The following is an 18,612-nucleotide window of genomic DNA, read 5'->3' as shown; positions in this document are numbered from 1 at the left end:
CGGCCGGGGCGGGAGCGGCGGCATGCTGAAACAGGCGCTGCCCCTGCTGTTGTCGAATTTCTCGCTGCTGGTGGTCGCGGTAGCGCTCGGTGCGCTGGTGGTCGCGGCGCTGCTCGCGCACGGTGTGCTGCGGGTTCTGCTCATCGCTCAGGCGGTGTACTGGGCGATGTCGTATGTGGCGCGCCCGGTGGTGCTGCTGACGGTGCGCCCGGAACCGCGCTTCGGCGACAATATCGCCGATCCGCGGCTGGCCGAGATCGGCTACGACGTAGGGATCGAGGCCGCGCTGCGGCCGGTGGCGTTCGGGCTCACCGTGTACGCGCTGATCGTGCTGGCCTACGTGCTGTGGGCCCGGCACCGGCCGCGACCCGGCCGCGCGCCGCTGGCCGGGGACCCCGATCTGATCGCCACCCTGTGGGTGCTGTACGTGCTGGGCACCGGCGCCCGGTTGCTCAGCGTGGCCACCGGGGCCGCCGGTAGCGCCGGCGATGTGCAGAGCGCCTCCCCGGTGCTGAGCCTGCTCACCATGCCCGCCACGCTGGGCGCGGTCGGTTTGATCGTGTTCGCCCGGCCGCCCGGGCAGTCCGGCACGCTCGCGGTACTGGGCGTACTCATCGCGGGCGAACTCTGGTGGACCACCGCCACCGAATCGAAAACCCCGATTCTCGGGGCCGCGCTGGCGGTCGCGGTGCGGTTCGCGCTCACCGGCTGGACCCGGGCGAAGATCGCCGGAATCGGCGCGGTGTCGGTGGCCGGTATCGCCGGGTTCGACTGGCTGCAATCGCTGAAGACCTCACCGCATCTGCGGGCCGAGGCGGCCGCGGTCGACGGCGCCTACCCGGATGCGGTGCGGCCGTTCCTGAGCCTGCTGCGCCGCTTCGACCTTCTCGAAGCGGCCACCGATGCCTACTACGTGGGCCCGAGTTCCTGGCTGGGCCCGGGCGAGGTGGTGGGTCATCTCGCCCGCAGCATGATCCCGGCCCAACTGCTCGCGGAGGAGAAATTACACGCCGGCACCGCGTGGGCCGCCGAAGTGCGCGGCGCCTCGGTCGATATGAGCCAGGTATCGGTCTCGCTGGCGGAAGGCAATGTGAGTGAGGGGTACGTACTCGGCGGCTGGACCGGTGTGGTGGTGGGGGTGGCGTTCACCGCGGTGGTACTGGTGGGCTGGTCGCGCACGCTGTATGCGCGGCATCTGGTGCCGGTGCTGTTCGGGATCGCGTTGATCGAGATCCCCGTGGTGTTCGAACGCGGAATGCTCGGCAGCGCCGAAACTCTCGGCAAATATCTACAGGTCGTCGTACTGGCGTGGCTGGTACGGCTGATGCTCGGCCAGTGGCGCCGGACGCACGGGCCACCGGTGGCACAACGTGATCGGGAAGTACCGGCCGGGCCGCAGGCGGCACCGGCCGGCGCGAGCGTGGGAAGTGAAGGAACACAATGATGGAACTGCCCGATTACCTGCGCCTGGTGCGCCGCTACTGGGCGGTGTTGCTGGCCGGCCTGGCGCTCGGTGTGGGAGCCGCCGCGTACCAGGCGGATTCGATCCCGGAAACGTATACGGCCACCAGCACGATGTACGTATCGATGGCGACCGGTACCTCGGTGGCCGATTCCTATCAGGGCGGTCTGGCCGCTCAGCAGCGGGTGCGGTCCTATCTGGAACTGGTCACCAGCGATCATGTCGTGGACCGGGTGATCGGCCAGCTCGGGCTCGGTGTAGATCGCGAGGAGCTGCGCGCCGCGATCAGCGCGGACACCCCACCGGCGACGGCTCTGCTGCGGGTTTCGGTGACCGACGAGAACGCGGAGACCAGCCGGATCCTCACCGACCAGGTGGTGGCCCAGTTCCGGGCGCTGGTCGACGAACTGGAGACCATCGAGGTCACGGCCGCACCGGCGGCACGGGTCGCGGTGGTCGACGCGGCGCAGGCACCGGCCGAGGCGAACGGGTCGGGCGGTACCCGGCTGCTCGCCTTGGGCGCCATCGCGGGACTGCTGCTCGGCGCGGTCGCGTCCTATCTGCTGGACCGGCTGGACAAGCGGATTCGCACCGCCGGTGACCTCGCCGATCTCGGGCACCCGGTGCTGGGCACCGTCGCGCTCGGCACCGGCCGTGAAGCGGAGGGGCTCCGTGCGGTACGGGCCCGGCTGCCGCGAGGCGAGCGGATCGTGCTGACCCGGCTCGCCGGGCCTGCCGAGCCGTCACTCGTTCTCGGACTCGCGTCCGTACTCGGCGCGACCGGCGCCCGAGTGCTGGTGATCGACGCCAACACCAGCGGGGACGGTATCTCCGGGCTGGTGCCCGAGTCGCTGATGCTGCCCCCGGCGACTCCCGACTGGCCGGTGCGCGACGGTAACCCCCGCCGCGAACTGGCGACCGCAGTCTCCGGCCGGACCGCGGCCGCGGTCCGCGGCGAAGTCTTCGACCCGCCGACGGTGAAGCTGGACCTGCGCGGTACACACAGCGTCACACAGGACGATCCGCCGGACACCGGCCCCGCCACGACCGGGTCGCGCGCCGCGGACGGCCTCGCCGCCGTCCTACGGCAGGACGCCCGGCTCGACGAGATCTACGTGTCCTGGCCGGAGAAATCGGTCACCGTCGCACCGCTCGGCGCGGCCGACGCGCAGACGCCGGATCTGCTCGCCTCCGCCCGTTTCGCGGCGGTGCTCACCGAGGCCGCGAAACGTTTCGACCGGGTGGTGGTCGATATCTCGCCTGCCGACGCCCCGGCCGTGGACACCGCCGAGGTAGCCGGCATCGTGCTGCTGGGCCGCGACCGCGGGGATCGCGTGGCCGCCGCACTCACCGCGCTGGCCGGGGCGGGCGCCGAGATCGCCGGCGTGGTCGCGGTGACCCACCGGAGCAGGTGGGGCCGCCGGTGACCGAGCGTTCTTCCGAAGACGCCGAACGGCGCGGTAGGCGGGTCCAGCGCCGCGATCTGTTCGCCGCCGGGCTGGGCGCGGCCGGGCTGGCCGCCGTCGCGGCTCCGCTGGTCTCGTCGGGCGCACCACCCGCGCCGGTCGTCGTACCCACCGGTTCCCCGTCCACCACCGTGCGCGATATCCGCGCGTTCGGCGCGATCGGCGACGGCGTGGCCGACGATACGGCGGCACTGGCCGCCGCCTGCCGCGGCGACGGCACACCGCCGGTGGTGTACCTGCCGGCCGGCGACTACCGGATCACCGCCTGGCCCGATCTGCCCGATTTCGCCGTCGTCTACGGTGACGGCGCCGATGTGTCCACGGTGTTCTGCGATCAGGACACGACGCTGGTGGATCTCACGGGCAAACAGCGAATCCGGTTCGCGCGCCTGGGTTTCTACCTCACCGGCCCGCGGTCCACGGCGGTGCGGCTGGCCGAATGCTTCCGGTGCAGTTTCGATTCCGTGCTGCTGCGTGGTAACCACCTGGGCGACAACCACCCCCACTTCACCGGGCAGCGCGGCGTGGTACTGGAGGCCAATACCGGCGGCACCTCGTTCATCGACTGCGATATCAACAACTTCGGGGTCGGGCTCACCACCTCCTGTATCCAGAACTACGTCACCTCCTCGAAGTTCGCCGGCAACCGGATCGGCGTCCTCGGCACCGGCAACGACCACAACGCCGGGCTCTCGCTCACCAATGTCGAATTCGTCTCCGATACCGACCCGGCGACCACCGACCGGCATCTGCTGATCGACGGCGCCGCCAACAACTGGTGGCTCACCAACATCTGGTTCGAAGGCGCCGAGGTCGCGGTGCAGGTGGGTAACGCCGGGCTGGGCGGGCCGTCGCAGTTCGGGATGGTGAACTGCAAGGTCGCGGCCCGGGCCTGCGATATCGACCTGGTCTACTGCCGGCAGCCGTACCTGGCGAATATCGCCTTCGACGCCGATCCCGGCAGCCGGCCGATCGAGTTGCGGATCGACGAAGCCGGCTGCCCCGAAGGGATCGCCGTCAACCTGATCTCCGGCGCCGGCACCGAGATCGGGCCCGCGGTGTTCCCGCGGCACTGGCAGGTCACCGGACGCGGCCAGACCTACCGGCCGACGTTCACCGGGACCATCACCGCCCGCGCCGGCGGTGACGAGGAAATACTGCGGGCCACCGCGCCCGACGGGGCCGGTTTGGCGTCGGTACTGGCCAGCGGCGCCTGGTTGTCCGATCACGCCGACGCCGGGGTGGTACTCAAGGATCCGGAGGGCGGCTACTGGCGGCTCGTGGTCGCGCCCGACGGCGCGCTGCGCACCGCGCCCCTGGGCCGGGACCGGCCGGTGCGCTGACGATGGACCGACAGTCACGGGCGCCGCGACGGTGGTGGCGGACAGCGGCGGCGGGCCTGCTCGCGGTGGTGGTCGCGGGTATCACCGGATGGCCGGTGTTCGTCGCACCGCAGATCGACCCGCTGCGCCCGGCCGACGCCATCGTGGTCCTCGGCGGCACCCCGTACGAACGGTTCGACCTCGGGCTGGAACTGGCGCGGCAGCGGTGGGCACCGGAGCTGCTGATCTCCGCCTCCACCGGTCTCGACGATCCACGGATGGACCGCTACTGCCGCACCGGATACCCGTTCCGGGTGGACTGTTTCGAGCCGCGGCCGTGGACCACGCGCGGCGAGGCGCAGGAGATCCGCCGCCGGGCGATCGCGGGCGGCTGGCGCCATATCATCGTTGTCACCTTCACCCCGCATATCTCGCGGGCCCGCTTCATCGTCGACCGCTGTTTCGACGGTGAACTCACCATGGTCGCCAGTCCCAGCCCCACCGGCCCGGCGTTCCGGGCGTGGATGTATGTGCGGCAGAGCGGCGGATATCTGAAGGCCTTCACCGAATCCGGCTGTTAGCCGGTCTACGCAGGAGCGAGTGTGATCACCGATTTCGGTCAGAGCGGCAGCGCCCAGGCGCGGCTGCACGAACTGGTGCCCGGCGGGGCACACACCTATGCCCGCGGCGCCGACCAGTATCCGGAAAGTATGGCGCCGGTCCTGGTGCGCGGGCAGGGATGCCGGGTCACCGATTGCGACGGCAACGAATTCATCGAATACGGCATGGGTTTGCGGTCGGTGACGCTCGGCCACGGCTACCGGCCGGTCGTCGACGCGGTGAGCGCCGCGATCGCCGACGGCGTGAACTTCTCCCGGCCCACGACGCTGGAACTGGCCGCCGCCGAAGACTTTCTCGCCCTGGTTCCGGGCGCGGAGATGGTGAAATTCGCCAAGAACGGCTCGGACACCACCACCGCCGCGCTGCGCCTGGCTCGTGCCGTAACCGGCCGGACCACCGTCGCCGCCTGCGAACAGCCGTTCTTCTCGGTCGACGACTGGTTCATCGGGACGACCGAGATGTCGGCCGGGATCCCCGCCCAGCCGACGGTGCGTTTCCCCTACGGCGATCTGCCCGCGCTGGAGCAGGTCCTGTCCGGCCGCGAGGTGGCGTGCGTGATCATGGAAGCCGCGACCGCGCTACAGGAACCGCCCCCCGGCTATCTCACCGGCGTCCGGGAACTGTGCGACCGGTACGGGACGCTGCTGGTGTTCGACGAGATGATCACCGGTTTCCGCTGGTCGTCCGGCGGCGCGCAGCGGGTCTACGGTGTCACCCCCGACCTCTCCTGCTGGGGCAAGGCGATGGGCAACGGCTTCCCGATCGCCGCCCTCGCCGGGCGGCGCGAATACCTCGAGCTCGGCGGTCTGCGCACCGACGCCGCCCGGGTGTTCCTGCTGTCCACCACCCACGGCCCGGAAACCGGTTCCCTGGCGGCGTTCCGCGCGGTGGTGCACGCCTACGCGACCACCGACCCGATCGCCCGCATGGAACGCGCCGGCCGCCGGCTGCGCGCCGGTTTCGAGGAGGTCACCACCGAACTCGGGATCGCCGACCGCCTCCGCATCGCCGGCCGCCCGTCCTGCCTGCTGTTCCAGACCCTCGACCCGGCGGGCCGGCCGTCCCAGGAATTCCGCACCCTGTTCCTCCAGGAACTCCTTCGCCGCGGCGTCCTCGGTCAATCCTTCGTCACCTCCGCCGCGCATACGAACCGCGATATCGACCGCACGGTGGAAGCCTGCCGCGGCGCCGCCGAGATCTACCGGCAGGCCCTCGAACAAGGCACGGTGAAAGGCCTGCTCACGGGCCGTCCCGTCGCACCCGCGCTACGCGCGTACGCCGCGCCGCGCCGGCTCCCGCAGGTCGTGCGGTGAACCCGGCCGACCGCGCCGCGCAGGCCGCGCGACGACCCCGGCGCCGGCAGCACACCGGGCCGCAGGGTCGAACCATGGCCCCACCGCCGACCCCGCACCCGGTCGAGGAGCTCCTGCCATGAACCCCTCGCCCGAAACGCGCCACGTAACCGGACCGTCCGCCCTCGGCGGCTCCGGAGCACGGGTGGCGATCGTGCACGAACGGTTCACCGAATACGGTGGATCCGAGGCGGTGGCCGGGGAACTCGCGCGCACCTGGCCGCAGGCCCGGATGTTCGCGCCGATCGTCGATCCCACCGCCGCCCCGGAAAGCGCGTATCCACCCTGGGACACCATCACCGGAACTTGGATCTCACGCGCCTACACCGCCACCGGCCGGCGCTCGCACGCCCCGCTGCTACCGCTCGTCCCACGCGCCCTGCGGCGGCTACCGCTGCGGGAGCGGTTCGACGCGGTGGTGGTGAGCCATCACGCCTTCGCGACCCAGGCGGTGTTCGCCACCGACGCACCGGTGATCGCCTACGTGCACAGCCCGGCCCGCTGGGCCTGGGAGCCGGCTTTCCGCGCGCAGGAGGCGAACAGTGCGGCCGGCCGCGCCGCGCTCACCGCCCTCGGCACCCTGGCCCGCCGCACCGAACTCGCCGCCGCCCCGCAGCTCACCGCGGTGGTCGCGAACTCGCACGCGGTCGCCGACCGAGTCCGGAACTGGTGGGGCATACCGGCCACCGTGGTGAACCCGCCGGTCCGGCTCGACCATTTCGTCCTCGATCCCGCGGTGCCGCGCGAGGATTTCCTGCTGTTCGCCGGCCGGCTCGTCCCGTACAAACGCGCCGACCTGGCCATTCGCATAGCCCAGCGAGCGGGAATGCGGCTGGTGATCCTCGGCGGCGGGCGCGACCGGCAGCGATTGGAATCGCTCGCCGGACCGGAAACCACCTTCCTGGGTGCCGCTTCCGACGCGGTGCTGGTCGATCTGTACCGCCGCTGCCGGGCCCTTCTCATGCCCGGTGTGGAGGATTTCGGCATCGTTCCGGTGGAAGCGATGGCATGCGGCGCTCCTGTGCTCGCGGTCGGCGCCGGTGGCGCCCTCGACACGGTACTGCCGGGTCTCAGCGGTGCCCATGTTCCCTTCGGCTCCGACGAGGAAGTGATCACCGGCTTCGCCGCCGCCCTGCGCGATCCGGGCACCACCGACCTCGATCCCGCCCGGATCAGGTCACATGCGCAATCCTTCGGCCCGGAGATGTTCCGGGCCCGTATGGCGGACGTCGTCGACGAGGTGTTGCACAGCACGGTCCCGTCGCCGGCGGCCAACGCCTGAGCACATTTGCGACCGAACCCCCGCGCGATCACAGCTGCGCAACTGTTCGGTGCGCGCGGGCGCCCGGGCCGGACGCGGTGGTCCGCCCTTGCCTTCGCGGGCAACGTGGCGGATACCGAGTTGTGCGGCCGGACCGGCAACGCGAAGGACGGGCGGGGCACCGTAGGCGCGGGCGACCCGGCCTCCAGCCGGTGTGCCGTCCCGACGCCCCGCGATGCTCGCCGCGAGAAGCCGGCCGGCCGGCCAGCGCGACCGCACCGTCACGGTCGCGGGCCCCGTATCGCCGGCAGTGGTTGGAACGCTCGCACTGACGTCGTCCACCACTCTGCTCGCCCGCGGAACGCCGACCGCGCCGGCTGCACCTGCTCGCGACAACCCGGCCGATCCGGGAAAAGCGGTCAGTCGCAGATCGCCCCTTGCGATGCCGAACCCACCAGCCGTGCGTATTTCGCGAGCACCCCGCGGGTGTACCGCGCGGGCAGCGGCGCCCAGCCCTCGCCGCGGCGGGCGATTTCGGCCGGGTCGACCAGTAGGTCGAGTGTGCCCGCGCCGACATCGAGACGGATGCGATCACCGTCGCGCACGAAGGCGATCGGGCCCGCGTCCACAGCTTCCGGCGCTACATGCCCGACGCAGAGGCCGGTGGTGCCGCCGGAGAAGCGCCCGTCGGTCAGCAGCAGCACATCCTTGCCGAGCCCGGCGCCCTTGATGGCTCCGGTGATCGCCAGCATCTCCCGCATACCCGGGCCGCCCTTGGGCCCTTCGTAGCGGATGACCACCACGTCGCCCGCCGAGATCGTGCCGTCCTCGAGCGCGTCCATGGCGGCCCGTTCGCGGTCGAAAACCCGTGCGGTGCCCTCGAAGACATCCGAGTCGAAACCCGCGGATTTCACCACGGCGCCACCGGGGGCGAGCGTTCCGTGCAGGATGGTGATCCCGCCGGTCGGGTGGATCGGCTCGGTCAGCGCCCGTACGACCTTGCCGTCCGGGTCCGGTGGCGCGATATCGGCGAGGTTCTCGGCGACGGTGCGCCCGGTGACGGTGAGGCAGTCCCCGTGCAGCAGACCGGCGTCCAGCAGCGTTTTCATCACCACCGGCACCCCGCCCACCCGGTCGATATCGGTCATCACGTGCCGGCCGAACGGTTTCACATCGGCCAGATGCGGGACCCGCCGGCCGACGCGGGCGAAATCGTCCAGGCTCAGCTCCACCCCGGCCTCGTGGGCGATCGCCAGCAGATGCAGTACCGCGTTGGTGGAGCCGCCGAACGCCATCACCACCGCGATGGCATTCTCGAACGCCTCTTTCGTGAGGATATCGGCGGTGGTAATACCCCGGCGGATCAGTTCGATCACTGCCGCCCCGCTGCCGCGGGCGTAACCGTCGCGCCGGCGGTCGGTGGCCGGTGGTGCCGCGCTGCCGGGCAGCGACATCCCCAGCGCCTCGGCCGCGCTCGCCATCGTGTTGGCGGTGTACATACCGCCGCAGGCGCCTTCACCGGGGCAGATGGCGCGCTCGATGGCGTCCACGTCCTCCCGGCTCATCAGCCCGCGCGCGCACGCTCCCACCGCCTCGAACGCGTCGATCACGGTGACCTGGCGTTCGCTGCCGTCGGACAGCTTCGCGATACCCGGGAGGATCGACCCGGCGTAGAGGAACACGCTGGCCAGGTTCAGCCGGGCCGCCGCCATCAGCATGCCCGGCAGCGATTTGTCACAGCCGGCCAGCAGTACCGAGCCGTCGAGCCGTTCGGCCTGCATCACGGTTTCCACGCTGTCGGCGATCACCTCGCGGGAGACGAGCGAGAAATGCATCCCCTCGTGCCCCATCGAGATCCCGTCGGACACCGAGATGGTGCCGAACTGCATAGGGAACCCACCGCCCTCGAACACACCGTCCTTGCAGCCGCCGGCCAGCCGGTCCAGCGAGAGGTTGCACGGCGTGATCTCGTTCCACGAGGACGCGACACCGATCTGCGGCTTCACCCAGTCGTCGTCGCCCATACCGACGGCGCGCAGCATCCCGCGCGCGGCGGTTTTCTCCAGGCCGTCGGTCACATCGCGGCTGCGTGGTTTCATATCGGGGGTTGCGGAATCTCCTGACACGCTGTCATCGTCCTCTCCTCGAGTGGTGTTCCGGGTGTACCACGCCGGACGGGCGGTCCCGGCACCGGCCGGACATTCCGGCACCGGCCGGGTGGCGCGTCGCGCTCAGCAGACGGTCGTTCCCCGCGCACCGCGTTTCCGGAAACTCCCGCAGGCCAATTGTTCGAAAACAATAAGCACCCGGCAAGTGGATTCGATATTACGCGGAACAGAACTCGATCGAAATCCGCGCCCGGCGGTTACCCGCCGCACAGATATTACGCCGGGTGGAGCGATTGTCCAGCGGTACGAGAAGCGATGAGGAATCATTCCCCACCCTCTCCCGGACGCGCGATGACATCACCCACCTGCGTGGTTCCGAAATACCTTCGTCGCGGGCGCCGTTATGAATTCGTCGTCCATTATTCGGCGGAATGTCAACCGCGGCAAGCACGCTGGACGGTAGCGAATATTCTTCGCGTCGACCATCGGGCGATGGGAGCCCCTATGGACAGCGAATACACCGACCGCCCCAAGTACACCATGCGGATAAGCCGGCTGACCATAGACAAACTCGGAATACGGCTCTACGACCGTGTTTCCGCGGTATTGGCCGAACTGATCGCCAATTCCTACGATGCCGATGCGACGCGGGTGGAGATTTCGCTGCCGTGGGGCGTCACGCTCGCCGGTACCGTGCGGGCCGCCGAGCACGCACCGTATTCGATCGTGGTCCGCGACAACGGCCACGGGATGACCGCCGCCGAGGTCAACGACCATTATCTGCGGGTCGGTTCCGATCGCAGGCTGCGCGCGGGCAGTGATCTGTCCCGCTCGCTGCGGCGACCGGTGATGGGCCGCAAGGGAATCGGGAAACTCGCCGCCTTCGGGATCTGCCGGACCATCGAGGTGATCTCGGTGGGCGGCGCGGATACCGAGCGCGGGCCGGACGGCTGGCCGGTGGCGAATATCGTGCTGAGCCTCGACGATATGCTCTCCGATACCGAACGCGACTACCATCCTCGGCCCGGCCCGCTCGACGGCACCATCGGCACCCAGCGCGGTACAACGATCATCCTGCGTGATTTCCTCCGTAAGCGAGTGGCTTCGGGACCGGAGCTGAGCCGCCAGCTGGCTGCCCGGTTCGGGCTCGAACGCAGCGATTGGCGGGTGGAGGTCCGCAACAGTGTCGCCGCGGCCGGCACGCCCCGGCATTTCGTGCTGCGCGATCTGGCCATCGACGTCATGCCGGAGACCCGGATCGAGGTGGCCGACCGGCCGGTGGAACTCGGTGACCGGTTCCTGCCGGTGACCGGCTGGGTCGCCTACGCCAAGCACCCGTACCGGGACGACGCCATGGCCGGGGTCCGGATATACGCGCGCGGCAAGCTGGTAGCCCAGACCCGCGATTTCGGGATTCCGGCCGGATTCACCGGTGAGTTCAAACTACGGTCCTACCTGGTCGGCGCGATCCACGTGGACTGGCTCGACAGCGAGGAAGATCTCGTGCGCTCGGACCGCCAGGACATCATCTGGAACTCCGAACGCGGCGAAGCGCTTTCGGCGTGGGGCCGGAACCTGATCCGGGAACTCGGCCGGCTGGGGGAAAATTCGGTGAAACGCCGGGTGTGGGAGGAGTTCGTCGAACGCTCGGGAATCCACACGATGCTGCAGTCCATCGCGCCGCAGGACCGGATGTTCCGGAAATCGGTGATGGACGCCGCCCGCATCCTGGTGAACAACAAGGACCGCGCCGCGCTCGAGGATCAGAACCATATCGACAGCCTGGTGCGGCTGGCGTTATCGCTCGGTCCGCAGCGCAGCCTGCTGGAAACGTTGAAGGAGGTCGCCGAGGACACGGGCAACCGGCTCGATATCGTGGTCGCACTGTTCGAAACCGCCCGGGTGGCCGAGGTGTACTCGCTGGGCCAGATCGCCTCGGAACGAGTGGCGGTGGTCAACCGATTGCAGAGTCTGATCGACGATCGGCATTCCCTGGAGCGGCCGTTCCAGGAGTTGATCGAACGCGCCCCGTGGCTGCTCGCCCCGGAATGGACGCCCCTAGGTATGAACGAGTCGCTGAAGCGGGTGCGCGCCGCCTTCGAACGCTGGTACCTGCAGAAATCCGGGGTACCGCTGGTGACCACCGCGATCGGCAGCCGGAAACGGGAACCCGATTTCGTCCTGCTGCACGATTCCGGCGAACTCTGGATCGTGGAGATCAAACGCATGGACTATCGCCTCACCGACGAGGAATACAGCCGCGCCGTGAACTACCTCTACATGCTGGAAACATTCCTCGATGAGAACCCCCGCATCGGCGAACAGTTCCCGCGCCGCCGGCTGACCTTCATCGTCGACCACATCGACCGTTTACGCCCGGCGTCGCTGTCCTCACTCCGCAACGATTTCCGCATCGACCGCCGCACCTGGCGCGAACTACTCGACTCCACCCTGCGCGCCCACCGCGATTTCCTGGACCGCGTCGACGCCATGCGCCTGGGTGAACCGGGCTACCTGTCCCCCGGCGCCTCGGCCGGCTGACGCCACCACAGCAACACTGCGGTCGAGGCGAACGGTACGGCGACGAAAGCGACCGCGGTGGCGATCAGGTCCGGATCGTGCAACTCCATCTGGGTCCAGGCTCCGCCGAAGAACTGGGCGGTCACCTGGAATGCCGTGTGGAAGCCCATACAGGACCAGAGGTTGCCGGTCACGGTGCGCAGTACGCCCAGCAGCGTGGCGAACAGCGCGAACAGCACCATGCGGTCCACCGAGAGCCGGCCGCCGACCAGCGCACCCCAGACGGTGAACAGCGCCGCCTGTCCCAGAACCGACCGGACAGATGCGTGACGGCCGCCCAGGACCGCGAAGAAGTATCCGCGGAACACCAGCTCCTCGGGTATCGCCTCGTAGAGCAATACGAGTGCGGTGAGCCCGAGCAGCGCGACGGCGATCTCGGCCACCGGCGCCCGCACGGTCACCTCGGTCCAGCCCGCCCCTACCAGTACGGCGAGCGTGAGCCACGCGGGGACCGCCCAGCGGGCGGCACCGTATACGAATTGCCTCGCCCCGAGCCGCCACCCGGTGAGGCCCAGCTCGGACCAGCGGAGCCGGACGGGGAACCGCAGCACCAGCGCGATCAGGGGAACCACGAACAGTGTCGCCCCCACGGCCCGGACGATATGGGCGCCGCGGGTGTACTCGGTACCGGTGAGTGCGCCCACCCCGTCGATGAGCAGCAGCCACCACCCGGTGACAGCCGCGAATACCACGAGAACTCCGGTGGTTACGACGGCGCGAGTCGGCGGGGCGGCGGTCGGCGGCGGCTCCATGGGCCGACCGTATAGTCGGCGGCCGCCGCCGCGCGTCCTTCGTTGGGAGGAGTCCCGGCCGGCGCGAAACCGTGCCGGCCACGCCTCACGTCTGCGGGCGCCGGGTCTTTCGCGGTGTCATCACCACGGTCAGGCCGTCGAGCAGCCGTTCCAACCCGAAGGCGAACAGCGATTCCAGGTCCACCTCGGTGTCCGGTTCCGTGAGCTGGGTGATCAGTGGCCGGTCCACGGCGAGGCGGGCAGTGCCCCACTGCCTGCTCGTCATTCCGGTGTCCATTTCGGCGCGGGCTTCGCTTTCGATGTTCATCGCGGTGCCCCGCACATAGTTGACCAGGGTGGCGTAGACGTGGAGCCGGGTGGAGGGATCCAGTTCCAGGCCGTCGAAGGCGCGCAGCGTCCACAGGCCGTAGGCGATCATCGCCGGCAGGGTGGCCGGACGGGTGATGGACACCAGCGGCGGCACCCACGGATGTCGCTGGTAGACACCCCATTGCAGGAGCGCGGCCACCCGCAGCTGCGAACGCCACACCGGGGACGGCTCGGGATAGTCGATCTCGGCGAACGCGGCGTCCGCGAGCAGCTGGGTGAGTTCGGCCTCGCCGTCGAGGTTGCGGCGCAGTGTCATCGTCGCGACGCCGAGTTCGGCGGCCACGGCCCGCAGAGAGAGCGCGGCCAAACCACCGTTGTCGGCGATCCGCATCGCCGCGTGCACGACCTGGTCACGATCGAGCCCCTCACCGGTTCGCGAGGGCAGACGACGCGCGGTGACCACGGCGCCGACGCGGGACGTCGATTCGATGGCGCCCGAATTTTTCAGTGTGGCCAGCGCTTTGGTGGCGGTGGCGATGGCGACCCCCCACTCGCGGGCGACGGCTCGGGTAGTGGGAACCGGATCGCCCGGCCGCAGCTCGCCCGCGGCGATGCGCCGCTCGATCTCGGCGACGATTCGGAGGTAGGGCGGTCGGGGATCGGTCACACCATCATGCTGGCACGGGTCAGTGGTCGGGCAGCCAGTTGCCGTGCAGACCCAGCGGTACGCGGGCGGGCAGGTGGATACGCGCGACGGGTGCACCGGTGAAGTCCTGAGCGGCCAGCACGACCAGATCGGCGGCGTTGCGGTGCGGATCGTGCACGTAGGTGAGGAGATATCCCTCGTCCTCGCCCGGCCCGGTGGCCGCGAACACGGCCTCGCCCACGGCTTCTTCCGGCCCGAACGCGTGCACTTCCGCGGTGCCCCGCTGGAAATCGTGTTTGACCAGCGCGTTGGTGAACGCTTCGTCCGGGGGCGCGCTTTCTGGTGCGAACGGTATCCCGTACAGGGCTGTCGCGGCGGAGTAGCCGTAGCGGTGGGGGTGGGCGGCGTAGGCGTCGTTGATGCGGGGGAAGTCCTGTGGCCGGTCGTCGATGCGTTGCTGCCGTACCTTGTCGGTGGTGACGGTCCAGCGGTCCAGCACCGGCCGGATCGCGCCGGGGTCGGCGGGGTCGAACGGGCCTCGAGCGGTGACCAGGTCCACGACGATCGACTCTCCGTCGTCGTAGGCGTTGAGCGTATGACTGACATGCACCGGGTCGATCTCGTACCAGCGCACCTCCCCGCCCGTGCGCGGCATCACGCCCACACGCGTGGGGTGCTCCGGTAGCCATCGGCAGTCGAATCCGTCGAACCCCAGCGGCGTATCCCAGAGCACCACGTGGTCGCCGGTGAGCGCGAAGTCGTGCAGGAACGGGGTGCGGTTCATCTCGATCGGCACGGTGCGGATCACCGTCCCCGCGGCATCGGTCACGATGTACTGCACGAAATCACGGCCGGGCATATAGGACAGCGAATGCAACTCCCCCGTCAGTGGGTCGTGTTTGGAATGCGCCCCCGCGCTGAATCCCTCCGCCGTCGCACCCAGCTCGCAGAATCCCACGGTGTTCAACTCGTCGTCCAGCAAGGCCGGCGGCAGCCCGCCCTCGGCCACGGCGAACGTCTGCCCCGCGTGCTCGAGCACATGCACCATGGGCGCGAAGCCCGGCACACGCACGAAACGGTTCCGATACCACTCGGCCCGTCCGTCCCGCAGCCGCACCCCGTGCACCATGCCCTGCCCCATACCCCAGACATGGGCGCCCGGATCCTCCACGCCCACCGGATTGGGACCGTTGCGCACATACCGGCCGACGAGTTCGGCCGGGATACGCCCGGTCACCGGCAAGTCGTGGGCCGTGACCTCTACCTCTACAGGCGCGAAATGACCTTCCAGATATCTCATGAGTACAACGTAGGAACCGCGGCCCGAAACAACGCCCCGCACAACATGATCCTTGCGCCGTGTACTAGTACAGAGCGCCGCGCCACGTGGCGGCCACCGACGCCCGATTTCAGCCGGTGTCGGGCGCCGCGTCCCGAGGCACAGATCTCCACTGCCACCCCGGCCGCGCGGAGCCGCCGGGCGAAAACGTCCTTTTCGACCTTCGTTCCCCGAAGTCCGGCCTCATCGAGTTCCCCGGCTACATGCCCGCCTCCGGAAGACGTAGCCGCGTGACCCGCATACGGCTAGGCAGTGAGAAGCCGCGGTCCGAACGCGGTGTCGAGGCGTCGCACTCGCTGGGCGACCGTGGGGCTGAACGCGGTGAAGTAAAGCCGGATGAAGCCGCGAACCAAGTGGTCGTTACGAATGCCGTAGTCGATCATCATGTCCACGACCGGCCGCCCCATCACCTCGGCCACTCGGTGGTCGATGCGGTAGATGATGCGCCGCGACCGCAGCGCGAAGGTCAGCAGGTAGCCGCACACATAGAGCGCCATGAAGACCGGAAATACCAGCGAACTCGGAATTCGGTGCAGGGCGGCAAGGTAGAGCAGCGGAAAACTGACGACCGAGAAACTCAGGACGTAAGCGAAAACGGTCTTGTACGCCCCTCTTCTATAGAGATCGCCTGCCACGACCGTTATGGCGAGCGCCCCGTCTTGTTCGGCCGCGGGGAGGTCACCGAATCGGGCCTCTACTCTCAGCACCGGCGGCCGCTTCCAAATGGCGTACCGCAGGCCCGCGATCGACCACGTCGGCACTTTCCCCGCCACAACATGTGGCGCCCGCACACCGAAGCTTGCCGCTAATTCCGCGGTTCGGGTGCTGATTCGATCCAGATCCACCCGATCATGATCGCTTACTGCACCAGGAAAGAACAGACCCGTCGGTATTGCAGGCGACTCGCTCCTCCGGCACCGCCGTTGAGCAGTGACCCACCGGGCACTGCGCACGGGCGATGGTCCGCCCGGGGCCGGCCGGCCCAGCAAGACCGGAGCCCGCTGACCGGGCACGGCAGGCGCACCCACAGACGGGTGGGGTGGAACGAATCTGTAGGCATAGTCGACGATGGAGCGATGTCGCTCAGTGCGCACGAGATGGATCTGTTCGAAGAACACCGGGGACGGTTGGCGGCGATCGCCTACCGTCTGCTGGGGTCGGCGGGCGATGCCGAGGATGCGGTGCAGGAGGTGTTCCTACGCTGGCACGCGGCCGACCGGGAACAGATCGAGACGCCGGAGGCGTGGCTGACGAAGGTACTCACCAACCACTGCCTCAACCAGCTCACCTCGGCGCGGGCCCGGCGGGAAACCTATGTGGGACAGTGGCTTCCGGAGCCGGTACTGACGGGCGACCCGCTGCTCGGCCCGGCCGATACCGTCGAGCAGCGCGAATCGGTGTCGCTGGCGGTGCTGACCCTCCTGGAACGGCTCTCACCGCAGGAGCGGGTGGTGTACGTGTTGCGCGAAGCCTTCGATTACCGGCACCGGGAAATCGCGGAAATCCTCGACCTCACGGAATCGAACTGCCAGCAGATCTACCGGCGCGCACGGGAACATGTGGCCGCGGGCCGGTCCCGGACCCGGGTCGACCGGGCGGCCGCCCGGACCATCGCCCGGGAATTCCTGGCCGCGACCCTCAGCGGTGATACCGAACCGCTGATCCGGTTGCTCACCGCTGATGCCGTCAGTATCGCCGACGGCGGCGGCCGGGTTCCGGCGCGGCGGGGTCCGGTCAGCGGCGCCGCCGCGATCGCGCGGTACCTGCACGGGCTGTTCAAGCCGACGGCCGCAAAACGCGCGTTCATCGGCGACAATCCGCTCTTCTACGAGATCTCGGTCAACGGTGACCCGGCGCTGCTGGTGGAGGTCGGTGGGGAGGTTCTCGGTGTTTTCTGTTTCGACACCACACCTGACGGCGTCGCCGCGATTCGTATCCAGGTGAACCCGGAGAAACTGGAACGCATCAAGGCGCGGTGGGCGGACACCGCACCCCATCAGCCCCTCCCCGCCATTTGGTAATGCCGTTGGCAACTCCGGCACGGACCACGCGCGAAAGAGCATCGGTTCAGCGGCGATCGATTCGCCGTGCCCCTTCGATGTTCTGTCACCGCCAACCATCCCAACGCGGCCGGGATGACTGCTGTCGCCGACCGGATCGTGGACACCGTCGCGCGCTGACCGGCGCGAACACGTGCTTGGTGAATCCGCCCCTAGCCACGCGCGTAGGCTCATTTGGTGAAGCAACTGACGCTCGGTGTCGTGGCGACCTCCCACAAGGAGGACGAACATCGGCTCGCGATCCATCCCGCGCATTTCGACCGGATCGACCCCGGAATCCGCGCGACCATTTTCCTCGAGCACGGTTACGGCGAACGGTTCGGCTACTCGGACGAGCGGATGGCGCCGCTGGTCGCCGGGCACCGCACGCGGGCGGAACTGTTCGCCGAATGCGATGTCCTGTTACTGCCGAAACCGCTCGCGGAAGATCTCGCGGCCATGCATCCCGGGCAGGTGGTCTGGGGCTGGCCGCATTGTGTGCAGGACCCGCGACTCACCCAGTCGGCCGTCGATCGTGGCCTGACCCTGATCGCCTGGGAGGCCATGAACCACTGGAACGCGGACGGTGGTTTCGGCCTGCACGTCTTCCACAAGAACAACGAATTGGCCGGTTACTGCTCGGTCATGCACGCGTTGCAGCTCAGAGGCGTCACCGGCGACTACGGCCGGAGGTTGCGGGCCGCGGTCCTCAGTTTCGGTGCCACTGCCCGGGGCGCGGTGCGTGCGCTGTCGGCACTGGGGATCAGCGATGTGACGGTGCTGACCCAGCGCAGCGTATCCGCTGTCGCGTCGCCGTTCGCGTCGGTGCGGATGCAGACCTTCCAGCGCGACCCGCGCAACCCCCGGCGCACCCTGGCGTTGAAACCCCCGGAGCCGGGACCGCTGGCCGAGATGCTCGCCCACTACGACGTGATCGTCAACTGCATGTTCCAGGACACCGAGAACCCGCTGCTATTCGTGCTGGACGAAGATCTCGGCCTGTTCCCGCCCTCGACCCTGTTCGTCGATGTCTCCTGCGATTCGGGCATGGGATTCGAATGGTCTCGCCCGACATCGTTCGCCGACCCCATGTTCACCGTCGGTGACGATCTGCACTATTACGGTGTCGACCACAGCCCGTCGTATCTGTGGAATTCAGCCACCTGGGAGAACTCCGAAGCACTGCTGGAGTACCTGCCGATCGTGGCGGGCGGTCCGCAGGCCTGGGATCGCAGCGAGACCGTCCGGCGCGCGATCGAGATCCGCGAAGGCCGGATAGTGAATCCGCGGATCCTCTCCTTCCAGGGACGTGCCGAGGCATATCCGCACGCGGTGCGCTGAGCGGGGTGGGGTCG

14 protein-coding genes are annotated in these 18,612 nt (G+C 69.0%); 9 read left to right on the top strand and 5 right to left on the bottom strand.

Going from position 1 to position 18,612, the window contains the following annotated elements:
- The first annotated feature begins 22 nt into the window (after positions 1–22).
- The 6 genes from ACQEVO_RS11640 to ACQEVO_RS11615 all read left to right on the top strand — a co-directional run bounded on the left by ACQEVO_RS11640 (position 23) and on the right by ACQEVO_RS11615 (position 7,505).
- Positions 23–1,444 (top strand): hypothetical protein, encoded by a 1,422-nt coding sequence (locus ACQEVO_RS11640; protein ID WP_432912060.1) that lies wholly within the window; start codon positions 23–25, stop codon positions 1,442–1,444.
- Positions 1,441–2,889 carry a protein tyrosine kinase gene (locus tag ACQEVO_RS11635; RefSeq protein ID WP_432912058.1) on the top strand — a complete coding sequence of 483 codons (1,449 nt, stop codon included), beginning with the start codon at positions 1,441–1,443 and terminating at the stop codon, positions 2,887–2,889. Before ACQEVO_RS11640 ends, ACQEVO_RS11635 begins: the two co-directional genes overlap by 4 nt.
- Positions 2,886–4,271 carry a glycosyl hydrolase family 28-related protein gene (locus tag ACQEVO_RS11630; RefSeq protein ID WP_432912055.1) on the top strand — a complete coding sequence of 462 codons (1,386 nt, stop codon included), beginning with the start codon at positions 2,886–2,888 and terminating at the stop codon, positions 4,269–4,271. Before ACQEVO_RS11635 ends, ACQEVO_RS11630 begins: the two co-directional genes overlap by 4 nt.
- Before the next feature lie 2 nt (positions 4,272–4,273).
- Positions 4,274–4,831 carry a YdcF family protein gene (locus tag ACQEVO_RS11625; RefSeq protein WP_432912053.1) on the top strand — a complete coding sequence of 186 codons (558 nt, stop codon included), beginning with the start codon at positions 4,274–4,276 and terminating at the stop codon, positions 4,829–4,831.
- 21 nt (positions 4,832–4,852) lie between these two features.
- The gene (locus tag ACQEVO_RS11620) at positions 4,853–6,184 is read left to right on the top strand and encodes a glutamate-1-semialdehyde 2,1-aminomutase (protein WP_432912050.1); all 1,332 of its coding nucleotides are present in this window, start codon (positions 4,853–4,855) and stop codon (positions 6,182–6,184) included.
- A 118-nt stretch (positions 6,185–6,302) separates the two neighbouring features.
- Positions 6,303–7,505 (top strand): glycosyltransferase, encoded by a 1,203-nt coding sequence (locus tag ACQEVO_RS11615; protein ID WP_432912048.1) that lies wholly within the window; start codon positions 6,303–6,305, stop codon positions 7,503–7,505.
- Between the two features lie 398 nt (positions 7,506–7,903).
- Here the strand turns inward: ACQEVO_RS11615 and ilvD are convergent, their stop codons facing one another.
- Entirely contained in the window at positions 7,904–9,583 is a 1,680-nt protein-coding gene (gene ilvD, locus ACQEVO_RS11610; protein ID WP_432922591.1) for a dihydroxy-acid dehydratase, read from the bottom strand.
- A 501-nt stretch (positions 9,584–10,084) separates the two neighbouring features.
- On the opposite strand from ilvD, the gene ACQEVO_RS11605 reads away from it, so the two are divergent.
- Positions 10,085–12,133 (top strand): ATP-binding protein, encoded by a 2,049-nt coding sequence (locus ACQEVO_RS11605; RefSeq protein ID WP_432912046.1) that lies wholly within the window; start codon positions 10,085–10,087, stop codon positions 12,131–12,133.
- Here the strand turns inward: ACQEVO_RS11605 and ACQEVO_RS11600 are convergent.
- The 4 genes from ACQEVO_RS11600 to ACQEVO_RS11585 all read right to left on the bottom strand — a co-directional run bounded on the left by ACQEVO_RS11600 (position 12,103) and on the right by ACQEVO_RS11585 (position 16,063).
- Positions 12,103–12,924: a CPBP family intramembrane glutamic endopeptidase gene (locus ACQEVO_RS11600; RefSeq protein WP_432912044.1), complete on the bottom strand. Its 822-nt coding sequence runs from the start codon at positions 12,922–12,924 to the stop codon at positions 12,103–12,105. The two genes, ACQEVO_RS11605 and ACQEVO_RS11600, sit on opposite strands and share 31 nt — an antisense overlap.
- A gap of 85 nt (positions 12,925–13,009) precedes the next feature.
- The gene (locus ACQEVO_RS11595; protein WP_432912041.1) at positions 13,010–13,900 is read right to left on the bottom strand and encodes a GntR family transcriptional regulator; all 891 of its coding nucleotides are present in this window, start codon (positions 13,898–13,900) and stop codon (positions 13,010–13,012) included.
- 19 nt (positions 13,901–13,919) lie between these two features.
- A complete protein-coding gene (locus ACQEVO_RS11590) occupies positions 13,920–15,179 on the bottom strand; it encodes a carotenoid oxygenase family protein (RefSeq protein ID WP_432912038.1) in 1,260 nt (419 codons plus the stop codon).
- A 284-nt stretch (positions 15,180–15,463) separates the two neighbouring features.
- Positions 15,464–16,063, bottom strand: coding sequence for a hypothetical protein (locus tag ACQEVO_RS11585; RefSeq protein ID WP_432912036.1), 600 nt, complete (start codon positions 16,061–16,063; stop codon positions 15,464–15,466).
- A gap of 231 nt (positions 16,064–16,294) precedes the next feature.
- Between ACQEVO_RS11585 and ACQEVO_RS11580 the strand changes: the two genes are divergently transcribed.
- On the top strand, positions 16,295–17,239 hold the full coding sequence (locus ACQEVO_RS11580; protein WP_432912033.1) for an RNA polymerase sigma-70 factor: 945 nt from the start codon (positions 16,295–16,297) through the stop codon (positions 17,237–17,239).
- Positions 17,240–17,455: 216 nt separating this feature from the next.
- Positions 17,456–18,598: a N(5)-(carboxyethyl)ornithine synthase gene (locus tag ACQEVO_RS11575; RefSeq protein WP_432912030.1), complete on the top strand. Its 1,143-nt coding sequence runs from the start codon at positions 17,456–17,458 to the stop codon at positions 18,596–18,598.
- The last annotated feature ends 14 nt before the right edge of the window (positions 18,599–18,612 follow it).

This window comes from Nocardia sp. CA-290969 (genome assembly GCF_050936135.1).
Lineage (GTDB): Bacteria > Actinomycetota > Actinomycetes > Mycobacteriales > Mycobacteriaceae > Nocardia.
Note: the sequence above shows the minus strand (reverse complement) of the source record. Positions and strands in the feature narration are given on the sequence as shown.

What these genes read in the sequence shown, in the direction of transcription:
- ACQEVO_RS11640 (WP_432912060.1), top strand. Translation starts at nt 23, where the DNA reads ATGCTGAAACAGGCGCTGCCCCTGCTGTTGTCGAATTTCTCGCTGCTG.
- ACQEVO_RS11635 (WP_432912058.1), top strand. Translation starts at nt 1,441, where the DNA reads ATGATGGAACTGCCCGATTACCTGCGCCTGGTGCGCCGCTACTGGGCG.
- ACQEVO_RS11625 (WP_432912053.1), top strand. Translation starts at nt 4,274, where the DNA reads ATGGACCGACAGTCACGGGCGCCGCGACGGTGGTGGCGGACAGCGGCG.
- ACQEVO_RS11615 (WP_432912048.1), top strand. Translation starts at nt 6,303, where the DNA reads ATGAACCCCTCGCCCGAAACGCGCCACGTAACCGGACCGTCCGCCCTC.
- ilvD (WP_432922591.1), bottom strand. Translation starts at nt 9,583, where the DNA reads ATGAAACCACGCAGCCGCGATGTGACCGACGGCCTGGAGAAAACCGCC.
- ACQEVO_RS11605 (WP_432912046.1), top strand. Translation starts at nt 10,085, where the DNA reads ATGGGAGCCCCTATGGACAGCGAATACACCGACCGCCCCAAGTACACC.
- ACQEVO_RS11600 (WP_432912044.1), bottom strand. Translation starts at nt 12,924, where the DNA reads ATGGAGCCGCCGCCGACCGCCGCCCCGCCGACTCGCGCCGTCGTAACC.
- ACQEVO_RS11590 (WP_432912038.1), bottom strand. Translation starts at nt 15,179, where the DNA reads ATGAGATATCTGGAAGGTCATTTCGCGCCTGTAGAGGTAGAGGTCACG.
- ACQEVO_RS11580 (WP_432912033.1), top strand. Translation starts at nt 16,295, where the DNA reads ATGTCGCTCAGTGCGCACGAGATGGATCTGTTCGAAGAACACCGGGGA.